The sequence below is a fragment of the Candidatus Limousia pullorum genome, assembly GCF_057405065.1.
Genome location: NZ_CM171614.1, coordinates 641,600 through 656,803 on the forward strand (window position 1 = coordinate 641,600; position 15,204 = coordinate 656,803).

Sequence of the window (15,204 nt, forward strand, 5' to 3'; positions counted from 1 at the left end):
AATTTAAAAATCTCTTCTTTTAAATGCACTATTTACATACGGAAATAAACTTATTTTTCAGTCACTTCTGCACCTTATATGATATTACCAAAATGAAAGAATGTCAACAAACCTTTATGAATTATTCGGTATTTTACAGCTTTCGGCAAAAAACGCTATATATATATTGTATTTATCAAAATTCTATGTCGGAAAAATAACAAACAAAAATACCCTTATGTGTATTTTATTTCACAAACTTTACACATTTTTTACAAACAGATAACATTCTTTTTACTTGCTAACCTCATAATAGAAAATGATTTCAACACCAAAAAAGTATAAAAGGATGGTAGAAATGGATATCTTATCAATCATTGCCCTTTTGGGAGGCCTTGCTTTCTTCCTTTTCGGAATGAACATAATGGGCGAAGGTCTTGAAAGGGTCGGCGGCGGAAAGCTTGAAAAAACACTTGAAAAGCTTACCGCCGGCGTTTTCAGAGGAGTTCTGCTTGGTGCAGCAGTTACAGCTGTTATTCAGAGTTCCTCAGCCACCACGGTAATGGTCGTTGGCTTCGTTAACTCAGGTATTATGAAGCTCGGTCAGGCTGTGGGCGTTATTATGGGCGCCAACATCGGTACAACCGTAACCGCTTGGCTTCTGAGCCTTACCGGCATTGAAGGCGACGGTCTTTTGATGCAAATGCTTAAACCAAGTACTTTTGCTCCTTTGTTTGCATTTATCGCTATTGCAATCACAATGTTTTCAAAGAAACAAAAGACAAAGGACATTTGCAGCATCGTAATCGGATTTGCAATCCTTATGGCAGGTATGGAAACAATGAGCGCAGCTGTTAAGCCTTTGGCAAACGCTCCTTGGTTCAGCCAGATGTTCCTTATGTTTGCAGGAAACCCAATCCTCGGTATCCTTGCCGGCGCTGTTTTGACAGCTATTATCCAGAGCTCTTCCGCATCTGTGGGTATTTTGCAGGCTTTGTCCGCAACAGGAGCTATCTCCTTCGGCGGTGCTTTCCCGATTATCCTCGGACAGAACATAGGTACCTGTGCCACCGCTCTTATCTCCTGTATCGGAGCAAAGAAAAATGCAAAGCGTGCGGCATTTATCCATCTTTATTTCAACATAGTTGGCGTTGTGGCAATTTCCCTGCTGTTCTATGGATTAAACGCTCTGTTTAGTTTTGATTTCGTAAACGGCACTATCACAAGAACCGGCATAGCTATTGTTCACACCTCATTCAACGTTATTGCAACCGCAATTCTCCTGCCGTTTAACAAGTTTCTTGTTAAGCTGGCAACACTTACAATCAAAGAGGACAAGCATACAGGCGACGCTCCTTTCCTCGACGAAAGATTTCTCAACACACCTGCTATCGCTACAGAGCGCAGCATGAGACTTACAGCTGAAATGGCAGAAATCTCCAAGAACATTATGTTCAAGGCTTTTTCCTGCATAAAGAATTTTGACCCCCAGAAAGAAACCGATATTTTAAACGGCGAAAAGAAGGTTGACCAGTACGAGGATATTCTGGGAACTTATCTTGTAAAGCTCAGCGCAAAGAGCCTTTCCGGCGATGACAGCAACATTGTTGCCGGTATGCTTCACAGTATCGGAGACTTGGAAAGAATCAGCGACCACGCTGTTTCCGTTCTCAAGGTTGCCAAGGAGCTTCACGACAAAAAGGTTTCTTTCTCACCTGAAGCACAGGAAGAGCTTGAACATCTCATCGCAGCAACAAAGGAAATCCTTTCCACAACAGTTATCGCTCTCAACAAGCGTGACCTTATCCTTGCTCAGGACATCGAGCCTTTGGAGCAGACAATCGACGACATCAAGGCAAAGATGAAAAAGCATCACATCAAGCGTCTGCAAAACGGCGAATGCACAATAGAGCTTGGCTTCATCTTCTCAGACCTGCTTTCAAGCATTGAGCGTGTAAGCGACCTTTGTGCAAACGTAGCTGCATACATGATTGAAGTTGCCGACGACCGTCTTGAAACTCACATCTATTCTCACGATGTAAGAAAGAACGGCGACAACTACCGTCAGAAATACGAAAGCTACCGTCAAAAATACCTCAAAATGTGATTTTTTTAAATCCGACCTGCAAGGGGAGGATTTAAAAATTAACTACTGCGCAGGTCGGGCGAGACCTTAGTTTTAGAAATAACAATGGCTCTGTCACAATTAACTTTGTGGCAGAGTCTTTTTTATTTCCGACCTGCAAGGGTTTATATTGTTCTTTAACGCCTGCACAGGTCGGGCGAGTCTTTTGTTTCCGCCTTGCAGGACTTTGCTTTGAAAATGAACATCATTTCAATGCGGGCGAAACGTTTTCTTTAATCTTTGGAATGGCTCACTCTCGGCTTGTTTGATTTTAATTGAATATTACTTTTACAGCTATGGTTCAGAAATGACCATAGCTGTTTTTGTTTTTCTTTTAAAGAACTATGCACCGTAGAGGCGCACCATCATGTGCATCAGGTAACACAACATCGCTACGGCGCTGGATTGGATAATTTCCATTTCTTTATTTTTCTTTTACAGAACAATCATTCAATAAATCTTATATATAATATTAGAAACAGAAAGTCGAAAAAGGGTGAAAAAAATGGAAATAGCACAGCAGGGAAACAGTGTTCTTATAAACGGCGTAAGGGATTTAGACCTGCGTGAAACGCTGGACTGCGGGCAGAGCTTTCGCTGGGTTGAGCGTGAGGACGGAAGCTTTCACGGCGTGGCTTTTAACAAGGCGGTTGACGTAAGCTTAAAGGGCGATATTTTAAAAATCGACAACTGCACACAGGAAGATTTTAAAAACATCTGGGAAAACTACTTTGATTTAACACTTGACTACGGAAAAATCAGAGATGACATAAGCCAAATACACCCAATATTAAAAGAGGCAGCCTCCTATGCTCCGGGAATAAGAATTTTAAGACAGGAACCCTTTGAGGCACTCTGCACATTTATAATCTCACAAAACAACAACATAAAAAGAATAAAGGGAATAGTTCAAAGGCTCTGCGAAAACTTCGGCGAAAAGATAAACGACACAGATTACGCCTTTCCAACTGTTGAAAAGCTTTCAAGTCTTTGCGAAGAGGACTTAGCTCCGCTGCGTGCAGGCTTTAGAAACAGATACCTTATAGACGGAGCAAGAAAAGTAGCTTCCGGTGAGGTTGACTTGGAAAAATGCAGAACCTTGCCCTATGAGGAAGCCAGAAAAGAGCTTATGAAAATCGTGGGAGTTGGGGTAAAGGTTGCAGACTGCACATTGCTTTTCGGTATGCACAGGGTGGAAAGCTTTCCACTTGATGTGTGGATGAAACGTGCAATGAAGGTTTTGTTCCCGGAATTGACACCTGAGGATTTCGGAGAATATGCCGGAATTGCCCAGCAGTACATTTTCCACTACAGCCGTATGCATCCCGACCTTTTGACAGAATAAAACTAAAAGAAAACGCCATGCAAAAACGCATGGCGTAATTTTTTATGAAACAAGGAGATATACAAAATATGCGGCGTAGGACAACAGCATCACTATGCCTCCGCTTCTTTTCAGCTTTCTGTCCTTGTTGAGAACAAAGAGGAAAAGCATAACAGCGGAAGCTATGCACACAACACCGTCCACTATAAATTTACTTTCAAATGGAACAGGGGCGATAAGTGCGGTGGTTCCCAGCACAAAAAGAATATTGAAAATATTACTTCCAACAATATTTCCTATTGCAATATCGGTGTTGCCCTTTCTCGCGGCGGTTATAGAGGTTACAAGCTCCGGCAGTGATGTACCCAAGGCAACTATTGTAAGTCCGATAAGTCGGTCGCTCATTCCGAAGAATTTTGCAATGTAGGTTGCCCCGTCTATTGCCAGGTTGCTTCCTATTACAACGGCGGCAAGTCCTCCCACAGTCATAACTATCGCAATTAAAACATCCTTTGCTCCGCCTTTTTTTCTTACCTCTTTTATCTCCCTTTCGTCGGCGTCGGAAATTTCCTTATTTCCTCCCTTTTTGGAAATAACTATAAGGTAAACAAAGAAGGCTATAAATAAAACCCAAAGAATAATTCCTGCAAATGTGCTCAGTTCTCCTGCGGTTGCAGCCAAAAGCAAAAGCACAACGGAAACAAAAATTACAAAGGGCATTTCATATTTTGCCGTGGTTTTTGCTACCGGCAAATTTGCTATACAGGCGGTAATTCCTAAAATAATCCATATATTTAAAATGTTACTGCCTAAAATATTTCCTATTGCTATTCCCGTGTTGCCCTGAACTGCGGCGCTGATACTTATTGCCGCCTCCGGTGCACTTGTTCCGAATGCCACGATTGTAAGTCCTATTACAATTTCCGGTATTCCGAATCTTTGGGCAATTCGTGATGCGCCCACAACAAAGAAATCTGCGCCTTTGATAAGCAGAACAAATCCTGCAACCAAAAGCAAAATGTTCCATACTAACATCATTTCTGCTTCACCTTTCTTTTTTGCACACAATAAAAAGCAAGGCTTTTATTGCATAACTGAAATTATACAATAAAAGTCTTGCTTTCAATTACGATACGGACATTAACCTTTTTAAAGGAAAACATCGGGCATGTCGCACCGCAAACACATCGTGCAGCTACTCCCTTTTATATAATGTAATGTATCAAATATTTTCCCTTTTGTCAACTATGTTTTTTATTTCTTTATTTTTCTTTTATAGAACTATGTGTTGTATAGGCAGATTAAGGCGACATAAATAAACAGCCATGATTCAAAAATAAAACCATGGCTGTAGATTATAAAATATTAAAATTCAAACTCAACCGAGAGCGAGCCATTCCAAAGACTTAGAAAAAGGTTTCGCCCGCCTTGAAATGACGTTTATTTCCAAACTAAACCTATACAAGGCGGAAACAAAAGACTCGCCCGACCTGAAACGGAAGTTTATTTTTATATCCTCTCTTTGCAGGTCGGATATAAAAAAATCAAAGGAGTTCTTTTCTAAGGTCGGCTGGTGATTTTGGTGAGAGGTATGCAGGAGCAATGTCGAATGCTGTTTTGCAGCCGAAGCTTCCTTCTTTTGCAAGCTTAACAGCGGCTCTTGCATAAGCTACCAAAATGCTTGAGGTAAACTCTGGGTTTGAACCAAGCTTCAAAGAATACTCGATGATGTGGTTTGTTTCGCCGTTTTCACCGGTCTTGCCGCTTCTGATTACGAAACCGCCGTGAGGAATACCGCTGTGATCTCTTTTAAGCTCTTCCTCTGAAATAAAGTGAACAGTTGTGTCGTAGTCAGCGAAGTAGTTAGGCATAGTCTTGATATCGTTTTCAATCTTTGCCTTGTCTGCGCCCTCTTTAGCAACAACGAAGCATTCTCTTGTGTGCTTTTCTCTTGTGGAAAGCTCAGGATTTGAACCGCTTCTAACTGCGTCCATAGCCGCTTCAACAGGGATTGTGTACTGTTTTGCATCCAAAACGCCCTCAACACGGCGGATTGCGTCGGAGTGGCCCTGGCTTACGCCCTTGCCCCAGAAAGTATATGTGCTTCCCTGAGGGAGAACTGCCTCAGAGTAAATTCTGTTAATTGAGAACATTCCCGGATCCCAGCCAACAGAGATAACGCCAACGGTGTTACCCTCTTTTGCCGCCTTGTCTACATCTTCAAAGTGAACAGGAATATTTGCGTGTGTGTCGAAGCTGTCAACTACATTGAAATGCTTTGCAAGCATTGGAGTCTGAACAGGGAGGTCTGTAGCGCTTCCGCCGCAGAGGATGAGAACATCCAATTTGCCCTTAAAGTTCAAAATATCGTCCATTTTGTATACAGGACAGCCCTCTGTGAGGATTTTTACAGTGCTTGGGTCACGTCTTGTGAAAACAGCGCAAAGCTCTGTATCTGGGTTTTGTCTTACTGCAAGCTCAACACCTCTGCCAAGGTTGCCGTAGCCTACAATGCCGATTTTTATTTTTTCCATACGTATGCACCTCGTTTATCAGATTTATTTACCGATTTTCACGGTGATAAAAACACTCAGCGAAAATATTTTATCACAAATCCAAAAGGAATTAAATAGGATATTTGCAATTTATTTTGTATATTTTGAATTTTTTCGCTATTTTTTCCTGTTTAGGCGGTAAATTAAGGGCAATTATGAAGTCTTTTTTGAAAATCTTTCATAATTAACTTAAAAAAGAGAGGTTGTTTTCCCATAAGAAAGATAAACTTTAACAGCAATAGTTTCAATGTTTATTGTAGTTTATTTGTAAATATATATAAATTCTACAGAAAAACGGCGGATATTTAATATTATTTCACGGTATTATCACTAATTGTTCATCATTATATGCTTGACAAGGTGATATTGTAGATATATAATGAAATTAAATAATAACATAGTTAACAGTGACTTACTGCGAGGTGATACTTTTGGAACCTGTCCAAAGACAGATAAATGACATAACGCCCCTTGAGCCGGAAGAGGTTCAGGCGGCAAAGCTGATAAACGCAATGCACATATTTTCTAAGATAAACATCGGAACCGTGCTGGGAAAGCTTTCCCAAACCGAATACCTGGTTATATATTTTGTGAGAAAACACGGCGAATATGACGGTCATTGCAACAACGGTGTAAATGTGACAAGTCTTTCGGAGGTTCTGGGTGTTTCAACACCTGCCGTATCGAGAATACTGCGCAGTCTTGAAGAAAAAGGCTTTATCAGAAGAATTACCAACAGCAAAAACAGACGAGAAACCTATATCTCCCTTACTGATACCGGACGGGAGATTTATTTGCGGGACAGAGAAACCGCCTCCTTGCTTTACAAAGCAGTGGAAGAAAAAATGGGCAAAGATGAAATACGTGAACTTGTAAGGCTTTCCCTGTCATTTAACCGCATTATGTGCGAAGAAATAGAAAGAATCAATTTATCAAAGACAAACAGCATTTAACCGCTGATTTTACAATAGGAGTGATAACAATGCCAAACAACAATGAAATGATTTTTGATTACAGTGATAATAATCCTAAGATTATGTCTTTAGCCGATATATGCCTTGCAAACAACAACATTGACCAGAGCCTTTATACAAAGTACGATGTAAAAAGAGGTCTGCGTGATTTGGACGGCAAGGGCGTTTTGGCAGGTCTTACCGACATTTCCGAAATAAGACAAAATAAAATTGTAGACGGCAAAACAGTTCCTACCGACGGCAAGCTCTTCTACAGAGGAATAAATGTAAACGACATAATCCGTGGCTTTCTCAAAGATAAGAGATTTGGCTTTGAAGAGGTTACTTACCTGCTCATATTCGGCAAGCTTCCAAACGCTCAGGAGCTTGAGGAGTTTACAAACCTTTTGGCTACCTACAGAACACTTCCTACAAACTTTGTACGTGATGTAGTTATGAAAGCTCCTACCAGCGACATGATGAACACACTTGCAAGAAGCGTTCTCACACTTTACTGCTACGACAAAAACGCAAACGATATATCCATATCAAATGTTTTAAGACAGTGCTTGCAGCTTATTTCCGTATTCCCTCTCCTTTCCGTTTACGGTTATCAGGCATACAACCACTACTGCTGCAATCAGAGCCTTGTAATTCATGTGCCTGATCCAAAGCTTTCCACAGCAGAGAACATACTCATGCTTTTGAGAGAAGATAAAAAATATACAGAGCTTGAAGCAAAGGTTCTCGACCTTGCCCTTGTTCTCCATGCAGAGCACGGCGGCGGTAACAACTCAACCTTTACAACTCACGTTGTTACAAGCTCCGGTACAGACACATATTCCGCAATAGCTGCCGCACTCAGCTCACTTAAAGGACCTAAGCACGGCGGTGCAAACCTTAAGGTTGTGGGCATGTTTGAAGAGATGAAGAGAGAGATTAAAGACTGGACAGACGAAGAGGAAATCGACGTATATCTCCAGAAGCTTCTCCACAAAGAGGCTTTCGACCGTTCCGGACTTATCTATGGTATGGGTCACGCTGTTTATTCTATCTCCGACCCGAGAGCTATTGCCCTGAAGAGCTTCGTAAAAGAACTTGCCGTTGAAAAGGGTCTTGAAAAAGAATTTACCCTTTACAGCAATGTTGAAAGACTTGCTCCTATTGTTATCGGAAGAGAAAAGAAGATTTACAAGGGCGTTTCCGCAAACGTGGACTTCTACAGCGGATTTATTTACAGTATGCTGGGACTTCCAAAGGAGCTTTTCACTCCGATTTTCGCTATAGCCAGAATCTCCGGCTGGAGCGCACACAGACTGGAAGAGCTTATCAACGCCGGCAAAATCATCCGTCCTGCATACAAGAGCGTTTGCGACGAAAAAGAATACATCCCCCTCAGCGAAAGATGATTTTTATTTCCGCCTTGCAAAGGTTTAGCTTGGAAATAAACATCATTTCAAGGCGGGCGAGACCTTCTGTTTAGTCTTTGGAATGGCTCGCTCTCGGTAAGGTTTGATTTTGAATATTATAGTTACAACCATGGTTAATATTTTTTGACCATGGTTGTTTTATTATTCTTTACAATTATATTTATTTTTTATTAAACACCATAAAACACCATAATAAGAAATGGCTCTGCCACAAAGTTAAATGTGACAGAGCCATTGTTATTTTCAAAACTAACGTTTCGCCCGCCTTGAAACGGTGCTAATCTCCAAACTAAAGTCTTGCAAGGCGGAAACAAAAAAGTCGGATATAAAAATATCATTGGACGTAGGGAAGGAAGACGGTTATTGTTGTGCCTTTGCCTAAGGTGCTTTGTATGGATACGGCGCCTTTGTACTGTTCGCATATGTGCTTAACAATGGCAAGACCTAAGCCTGTGCCGCCGGTCTGCTTGCTTCGGCTTTTGTCAACACGGTAAAATCTTTCAAAAATTCTTGAAAGGTGTTTCTCGTCTATACCTATTCCGTTGTCCTCTACAATCAAATTAACTCCGTTTACCCCGTTCTGTTCAACGGGGCTTTTTATTGTGACAAAGACCTTTCCGCCGGGATGATTGTAGCGTATGCCGTTGTCGCAGAGATTGTATATAAGCTCGTGAAGCATGTCACGGTTGCCCTTTATTACTGCGGTCTGACCTTTCAATTCTATGGAAACGCCGTACTTTTCGCAGAGAATGTCAAGGCTTTCCCTGCATTCCTTGCAAAGCTCGTATATGTCCACGTCCTCCAAATCCTTTGGAACCTGGTTGCTTTCAAGCTGTGATATTTTTAAAATATCCTCTATAAGTCTTAAAAGTCGCATGGACTCTCTGTGTATTCTTTTTCCGAAAACCTGCATGTCCTCGGGCTTTGCCATTCCGTTTTCTATCATTTCGGCGTAACCGGAAATTGAGGTAAGGGGAGTTTTCAGCTCGTGGGACACGTTGGCGGTAAAATCACGCCTTATTTTTCCCGCTTCCAAAACCCTCTGCATCTGGTCGTCCAGCTTCTGCCTTTGTTCTTTTATCATTCCGGTAAAGGGTACAAGCTCGTCGTATGGAGCTTTTTCCACATCTTTTGCCATTTCCTCTATGGGCTTTACTATGCCACGGGTGAGCTTTGATGAGATAATCACACAGACGGCGATTATAATAAGGGTTACGGAAACAGTTACCGGGATAAACTCGTTGAAAAGATCTAAGAAAGAATCCATTTCCTGAGATATTATCAGAATTTCTCCGCTTTCAAGCTTTTGGCAGTAGCAGTATTTGTCGCCCACCTTCAGCTCCAACTGACCGTTTTTAACGGCGTTTATGCTCTGTTCGTAAACATCATATATGCCGTTGTCGTAAATAATTTCCCCGTTTTCATCGGCAACTATTATGCCGTAATTGTCGGAATCCTCGAAAAAGTGCTCAATTCCCTTTTCTTCCGAGCTTTCGAGAAATGCCGCAACCGCTTCGCCGTAATCCTTTACATCGTCTTTCATGACAGAGTAGGTGGCAAGACTGAAAAACAGGCTCAGGGAAATCATAGTCACCAAAACGGACGCAACAGCCACCACAATAAAGTCCTTGAGAATTTTTGATTTCAGCTTCATTTTTCCTCCGAAAAACTTATTCTTCCATTTTGTAACCGATATTTCTTATGGTTTTAATAAGGTCGGCGCTGTCGCCAAGCTTCTTTCTTATGGTTTTTATGTGCATATCAACAGTTCTTGTTTCGCCCTCGTAATCATAACCCCAAACCTTTTCAAGAAGCTTTTCTCTTGTAAGGGCTATGCCTTTGTTTTTGATAAGGTACTTTAAAAGCTCAAATTCCTTAAAGGTGAGGACGCACTTTTCACCGTGTACGGTGACGGTGCGTTTTCTGTTGTTTAAAACTATGTCGCCGCAGGTGTAGAACTCGTCGGCTTCCTGAGATGTTCTTCTGAGGATTGCCTTTACTCGGGAAACCAGCTCCATAATGCCGAAAGGCTTTGTTATGTAGTCGTCGGCGCCCATGTCAAGGCCTTTTACCTTGTCCAGCTCGCTGTCCTTGGCGGTTACCATTATGACGGCAATACCGGCTGTGTCGGCGTTGTCACGGATTTTTTTGAGGATTTTCAGTCCGTCCTCCCCGGGAAGCATAATATCAAGGAGTACGATGTCAGGCTCTTCCGAGGCAAGTCCTGCAAAAAACTCTTTTCCGTTTTCAAATGTTTTAACATCAAAGCCGCTGTTTTTCAGGGCGTATCGTTCCATTTCTCTTATGTCTTTATCGTCTTCAACTATATAAATCATGCTTTCAACTCCGAAAATAAGTTAGTGTTTGTCATTTCCTTTTCGCAAGGCAAAATTATCTTTATGGCATTTTCAATTATTTCAACTGTTGGGTTTAACATGCTGTAGATTTCACCGTCAACGCTGATATCCGCAAAACCGTTTGTTTCTATTTCAATTCTTTTGCAGCGGCAGTTTTTTACATATGGCTCGCAGCGTTTGTCGGAAAGGTGGTTTCCCTTGATAAACTGTGAAACAAGGCTTAAAAATCTCGGCACGGAAACCTTTTGTATGTAAACCAAATCAAGTAAGCCGTCATAGGGGTCTGCGCTGGGCGCACCCTTTATTCCGCCGCCGTAGTATTTTCCGTTTCCGAAAACCGCCAGCAGGTAGTCGTTTCCGTTGTTGCCCATTGGTTTCCCGTCGGCAAAAAGGTTAAACCTGTGCTTCATCTTTGAAAAAAGACAGTACACAAGGGAAATTTTATAGGCGAGAGAGCCTCCCACAAAGGGTATGTCCTTAAACTTCACCACGTTTTTAGCCACGGCACAGTCATAGCCCACGGAAACCTCGTTCATACCTATATGTCCTTCGCAGGAGATAAGGTCGATTGATTTTTCAATTCCCTTTGTCATTTTCTCAAGGTTTAAAAAATCATTGAGAGGAAATTCCTCAAATGTTCTCAAAAAGTCGTTGCCTGTTCCTATTGGAATACCGCCAACGGCGCAGTTTTTATATTTGTATACTCCGTTGATAACCTCGTTTATGGTTCCGTCTCCTCCGCAGGCGTAAATTCTTATAAATTTATCGGGATTTTCTTTGACCCATTTTTCCGCAAGGCTTGAAGCGTCGCTTTTTCCCTTTGTAATCTCTATAAAGCAGTTTTCAATACCGAGATTTTGGGCTTTTCGGGAAATATCGCCGCTCATGTCCTTTTTTCCGGCAACGGGGTTTACTATAAAAAGATGTATTGTTTCCATAGTCACCTCCGCTGTTTCAGGAATTTTTGATTTCTCTCAGGAAAGCTTTAAGCTCCCTTGTAATAGCGGAAAGGGGAAGTCCCACAATGTTAAAATAATCCCCTTGGATTTTTTCAATCAGCAGACTTCCTTTTCCCTGTATTCCATAGGCTCCGGCTTTGTCCATAGGCTCGCCGGTTGCTATGTAGTCCTTGATATCCTCATCTGATAAAGGATAGAAAAACACACGGGAGGTCACAGAAAATTCCCTTTTATGTGTGCCGTCGGTGATACAGCAGCCTGTCACCACAAGATGGTCTTTTCCCTGAAGCTTTTTAAGCATTGAAAAGGCTTCCTCTTCATCCTTTGGTTTTCCCAGCATTTCATCATCTATAAAAACTCCGGTATCACAGCCTATAACAACGGCTTTTTCGGAAAGACAGCCGCATATATGCATCGCCTTTTTCACAGCTAAAAACTGGGGTCTTTCCAAAATTTCCACCTGAGCCGGAACGGTTTCATCCACGTCTGGGCTTACGGATTTAAAATCTTCGCAGATAAGCTTTAAAAGCTCTCGTCTTCTGGGAGAGGCGGAGGCAAGTATAATATTTTCTCCGTCTTTTAATCTGAATAAGCTCATTTTTTACACCCTTATATTATATATTTAACTTTAATTATAAAGCTTTAATACGGATTTTGCAAATTTTCTGAACTCTTTTACGGTTTTTTCCGGCTCCATAATCTTAGCCTTGTCGCCGAATGCAAAAAGCCAGCCGAAAAACTTTCCGCTTATTACCACATCCACCTCAGCTACAAAATGGCAGGCGTCATATTTTTCAATCTTAACATCTTTTCCGAACCTGTCCGCAACGGCTCCCACAAGGCTGTTTTCAAACCTTATCTTTACCTTTTGGGGTTCGCCGCCGAACATTCCGAAAACGGTCTTTTTGTAGTCGGGGAAATCCATCTTTAAAAATTCCTTAATCCCCGTGCGCTCGCCGTAAAGAATTTCTATTCGCTCCATTTTGTCCACACGGTAATGCTTTATCTTTTCGCTGTTTCCATCGTAGGCAACAAGATAATAGTTGTCGTCGTTCCAGATAAGTCCGTATGGTGAAACCACGTATTTTTTGCCGTTTTTCCTGTAGCTTTTTGCCACCATATCCAGATGACCGAAATTCAAAACCCACTGGCTGTAGAGAAATTCCACCTGCTTTTTAGCGGCTATGGCGTGCTGGAGCTTGTCCACATTGTAATAAATCTGTTCGTTGGTTGTTTTAAGACTGCAATTAAGGTTCGCCTGCTTTTCCAGAATTCTTCCCTGTCTCAGGCTTGTAAGCCCCTTTATTTTTGTGATAAGCTCTTCGCTTTTCTTTTTTGTTATAAATTTTGAGTTCTGCACAAGGTCAATTAAAATTTTAAGCTCTGCAAGCTCAAATTCTCTGCTTCCCAGATAGTACCTTGTGTCATGGCTTTTAACCATACATATATCCACACCGAAATCCCTTAATGCGGCTATATCACCATAAAGGCTTCTTCTTGCCGAAACAATCCGGTATTCAGCCTCCAAAATAAGGGCGATATCCTTTATTGTTATGCCGTATTCCTCGTCGGTGTATTCTCTTAATATTTGGTAAACACAGAGCAGTCTTTTTTGGGTACCTGCGCCTGCCATGAAATCACCCCTTAATTATACGGAAAGGGAATTTGCCAAAGCCACAACCAAAGGCATTGTGACTACGGAAATAACCGTGCTCAAAGCCACAAGTCTTACGGAAAGCATTGTGTCGCCGCCGTACTTTGTGGCAAACATTGTGCAGGAAGCTGCAACCGGGGCAGAAGCGGAAATAACTATGGAAACAAGCATAGTTCCTCTGATTCCGCAGAGATACATAACGCCTAAAGCGATAATCGGTATAAGCAAAAGTCTTATAATTGAAGCCACATAGTTTTTCTTCTCTGCAAAAACATCTACAAAGTTTACCTGTGAAAGGTAGAAACCTATAATAAGCATTGGCACAGGAGTGTTGAGTGTTCCCAGATATCTGATAGGCTCGCCGATAATTGCAGGCAGAGTTATTGAGCAGATAAAGAGGATAACACCTATAACAACGCCCAAAATTCCCGGGTTTGTAACAAGCTTTTTAACGGACATCTGTTTTTTGTCACCGCTCATAAGCACAAGGCCGTATGTCCAGCTAAAGAGGTTAAACACACCGATAAAGATTGCACAGTAGAAAACACCCTCAGAGCCTAAAACTGCTTCCTGCAAAGGAATTGACATAAATGCGCAGTTAGAGAAAATAGTTCCGAAGCGCAGAACCTTTTTTCTGCCCTCGTCCTTATCTCTGAACACAAGAGAGGCGATAACTATTGTCACTATATGAATTGCAACTGCGCATACAGCTGTAATAAGCAGATTTACAAGCATTTCAGGATTGTATTCACGCTGGAATGCGTTTACAATAACGCAGGGCATTGCAATCATAAGAATAATATCAGTGAGCTTTTTGGCTACATAGTCGTCAATAAGCTTTATTTTTCCGCAGATAAAGCCCACAGCTATAAGAATGAACAAAATCAATACCTGTTGAGAAACAATTACAAAATAATCAAGCATACCTATTCCCCCATATAATGGTTTATCCCCACAAAGGCTGTGAGGTTCTCTTTATTTTTTCTTATTCATTATAGCAACTTTATACGGTGTTTACAATCTGATAAATTATTTTTGTCATTTCAACTTGATATTATCGTAATTTTTTCCTGTTTGTGTTCAAAATTTAACTTGTGTTTATGAACAACTCGGTGTATACTGTCCACAAAGGAGGCATACATATGTTACAAATCAACTACCTTACAAAAGAATACGGAAAAGTATTGGCAAATGACAATATTTCATTTACTGTAAACGACGGAGAGATAGCTGTTTTGGCCGGCCCAAACGGCGCAGGAAAATCCACTGTTATAAAATGTATATCAGGTCTTCTGCGCTTTAAGGGACAGATTTTTATAGACGGTCACCCAAACAAAACCGTTGAAGCAAAAAGAGTATTCGGCTACATTCCCGAAATACCTGCACCTTTCGATGTTCTCACCGTTGAGGAGCACATGGAATTTGTGGCACGAGCCTACAGCCTTTCCAATTATAAAGAGAGAATAGAAGCACTTTTAAAAAGAATGGAGCTTTGGGATAAAAAAGACAAGCTGGGAAAAGAGCTTTCAAAAGGTATGCAACAAAAGCTTTCCGTGTGCTGCGCCCTTCTGCCTCAGCCAAAGGTTCTGCTTTTCGACGAGCCTTTTGTTGGCCTTGACCCTCACGCCATTAAAGAGCTTAAAAACATATTTATAGAGCTTAAACAAGCGGGCTGTTCCGTACTTGTCAGCACCCACATGCTGGACAGCGTGGAGGAATTTTGGGACAGATGCCTTATCCTTATGAACGGAAGGGTTGTGGCAGAGAGAACAAGGGCTGACATTGAGAGAAACGGCGAGGACTTGGAGGACTTGTTCTTTAAAATCACAGAGCCTCAGGGTTCACGTTTGTGAGCAAACGGGGAGGTC

Annotated in this window: 13 protein-coding genes; 5 read left to right on the forward strand and 8 right to left on the reverse strand. The window is 41.6% G+C overall.

Translation table 11 applies throughout. The annotated features are described in order from the left end of the window. Positions 1–337 precede the first annotated feature (337 nt). Together CGICJO_RS02885 and CGICJO_RS02890 are read left to right on the forward strand one after the other, a co-directional pair. Positions 338–2,086 carry a Na/Pi cotransporter family protein gene (locus CGICJO_RS02885; protein WP_486499568.1) on the forward strand — a complete coding sequence of 583 codons (1,749 nt, stop codon included), beginning with the start codon at positions 338–340 and terminating at the stop codon, positions 2,084–2,086. A gap of 523 nt (positions 2,087–2,609) precedes the next feature. Further along, positions 2,610–3,449 (forward strand): DNA-3-methyladenine glycosylase family protein, encoded by an 840-nt coding sequence (locus CGICJO_RS02890; RefSeq protein WP_486499569.1) that lies wholly within the window; start codon positions 2,610–2,612, stop codon positions 3,447–3,449. Positions 3,450–3,491: 42 nt separating this feature from the next. Here CGICJO_RS02890 and CGICJO_RS02895 read toward each other — a convergent pair whose 3' ends face one another. Together CGICJO_RS02895 and CGICJO_RS02900 are read right to left on the reverse strand one after the other, a co-directional pair. Next, the gene (locus CGICJO_RS02895; RefSeq protein ID WP_486499570.1) at positions 3,492–4,466 is read right to left on the reverse strand and encodes a calcium/sodium antiporter; all 975 of its coding nucleotides are present in this window, start codon (positions 4,464–4,466) and stop codon (positions 3,492–3,494) included. Between the two features lie 506 nt (positions 4,467–4,972). After that, a complete protein-coding gene (locus tag CGICJO_RS02900) occupies positions 4,973–5,962 on the reverse strand; it encodes a diaminopimelate dehydrogenase (RefSeq protein WP_486499571.1) in 990 nt (329 codons plus the stop codon). A gap of 452 nt (positions 5,963–6,414) precedes the next feature. Here CGICJO_RS02900 and CGICJO_RS02905 point away from each other — a divergent pair, with 452 nt between their 5' ends. Beyond that, positions 6,415–6,936: a MarR family winged helix-turn-helix transcriptional regulator gene (locus CGICJO_RS02905; protein WP_087377103.1), complete on the forward strand. Its 522-nt coding sequence runs from the start codon at positions 6,415–6,417 to the stop codon at positions 6,934–6,936. A gap of 29 nt (positions 6,937–6,965) precedes the next feature. Further along, positions 6,966–8,345, forward strand: coding sequence for a citrate/2-methylcitrate synthase (locus tag CGICJO_RS02910; protein WP_486499572.1), 1,380 nt, complete (start codon positions 6,966–6,968; stop codon positions 8,343–8,345). A gap of 355 nt (positions 8,346–8,700) precedes the next feature. Here CGICJO_RS02910 and CGICJO_RS02915 read toward each other — a convergent pair whose 3' ends face one another. Genes CGICJO_RS02915 through CGICJO_RS02940 form a run of 6 tightly spaced genes read right to left on the reverse strand, consistent with a single transcriptional unit; the run spans position 8,701 to position 14,260 of the window. After that, positions 8,701–10,020, reverse strand: coding sequence for a sensor histidine kinase (locus CGICJO_RS02915; protein WP_486499573.1), 1,320 nt, complete (start codon positions 10,018–10,020; stop codon positions 8,701–8,703). 16 nt (positions 10,021–10,036) lie between these two features. Next, entirely contained in the window at positions 10,037–10,702 is a 666-nt protein-coding gene (locus CGICJO_RS02920; protein ID WP_087377100.1) for a response regulator transcription factor, read from the reverse strand. After that, positions 10,699–11,661 carry a diacylglycerol/lipid kinase family protein gene (locus tag CGICJO_RS02925; protein WP_486499574.1) on the reverse strand — a complete coding sequence of 321 codons (963 nt, stop codon included), beginning with the start codon at positions 11,659–11,661 and terminating at the stop codon, positions 10,699–10,701. Before CGICJO_RS02925 ends, CGICJO_RS02920 begins: the two co-directional genes overlap by 4 nt. Positions 11,662–11,677: 16 nt before the next feature. Continuing rightward, the gene (locus CGICJO_RS02930) at positions 11,678–12,280 is read right to left on the reverse strand and encodes a Maf family protein (RefSeq protein ID WP_486499575.1); all 603 of its coding nucleotides are present in this window, start codon (positions 12,278–12,280) and stop codon (positions 11,678–11,680) included. Positions 12,281–12,310: 30 nt separating this feature from the next. Beyond that, the gene (locus CGICJO_RS02935) at positions 12,311–13,315 is read right to left on the reverse strand and encodes a helix-turn-helix transcriptional regulator (protein WP_486499576.1); all 1,005 of its coding nucleotides are present in this window, start codon (positions 13,313–13,315) and stop codon (positions 12,311–12,313) included. Positions 13,316–13,330: 15 nt separating this feature from the next. Continuing rightward, positions 13,331–14,260 carry an AEC family transporter gene (locus CGICJO_RS02940; protein ID WP_087377092.1) on the reverse strand — a complete coding sequence of 310 codons (930 nt, stop codon included), beginning with the start codon at positions 14,258–14,260 and terminating at the stop codon, positions 13,331–13,333. A 218-nt stretch (positions 14,261–14,478) separates the two neighbouring features. Here CGICJO_RS02940 and CGICJO_RS02945 point away from each other — a divergent pair, with 218 nt between their 5' ends. Next, on the forward strand, positions 14,479–15,189 hold the full coding sequence (locus CGICJO_RS02945; RefSeq protein WP_087377090.1) for an ABC transporter ATP-binding protein: 711 nt from the start codon (positions 14,479–14,481) through the stop codon (positions 15,187–15,189). Positions 15,190–15,204: the final 15 nt, after the last annotated feature.

Coding starts and splice junctions, on each gene's coding strand:
- CGICJO_RS02940 (WP_087377092.1), bottom strand. CDS start 14,260: ATGCTTGATTATTTTGTAATTGTTTCTCAACAGGTATTGATTTTGTTC.
- CGICJO_RS02885 (WP_486499568.1), top strand. CDS start 338: ATGGATATCTTATCAATCATTGCCCTTTTGGGAGGCCTTGCTTTCTTC.
- CGICJO_RS02890 (WP_486499569.1), top strand. CDS start 2,610: ATGGAAATAGCACAGCAGGGAAACAGTGTTCTTATAAACGGCGTAAGG.
- CGICJO_RS02900 (WP_486499571.1), bottom strand. CDS start 5,962: ATGGAAAAAATAAAAATCGGCATTGTAGGCTACGGCAACCTTGGCAGA.
- CGICJO_RS02935 (WP_486499576.1), bottom strand. CDS start 13,315: ATGGCAGGCGCAGGTACCCAAAAAAGACTGCTCTGTGTTTACCAAATA.
- CGICJO_RS02910 (WP_486499572.1), top strand. CDS start 6,966: ATGCCAAACAACAATGAAATGATTTTTGATTACAGTGATAATAATCCT.
- CGICJO_RS02930 (WP_486499575.1), bottom strand. CDS start 12,280: ATGAGCTTATTCAGATTAAAAGACGGAGAAAATATTATACTTGCCTCC.
- CGICJO_RS02895 (WP_486499570.1), bottom strand. CDS start 4,466: ATGATGTTAGTATGGAACATTTTGCTTTTGGTTGCAGGATTTGTTCTG.
- CGICJO_RS02915 (WP_486499573.1), bottom strand. CDS start 10,020: ATGAAGCTGAAATCAAAAATTCTCAAGGACTTTATTGTGGTGGCTGTT.
- CGICJO_RS02925 (WP_486499574.1), bottom strand. CDS start 11,661: ATGGAAACAATACATCTTTTTATAGTAAACCCCGTTGCCGGAAAAAAG.
- CGICJO_RS02945 (WP_087377090.1), top strand. CDS start 14,479: ATGTTACAAATCAACTACCTTACAAAAGAATACGGAAAAGTATTGGCA.
- CGICJO_RS02920 (WP_087377100.1), bottom strand. CDS start 10,702: ATGATTTATATAGTTGAAGACGATAAAGACATAAGAGAAATGGAACGA.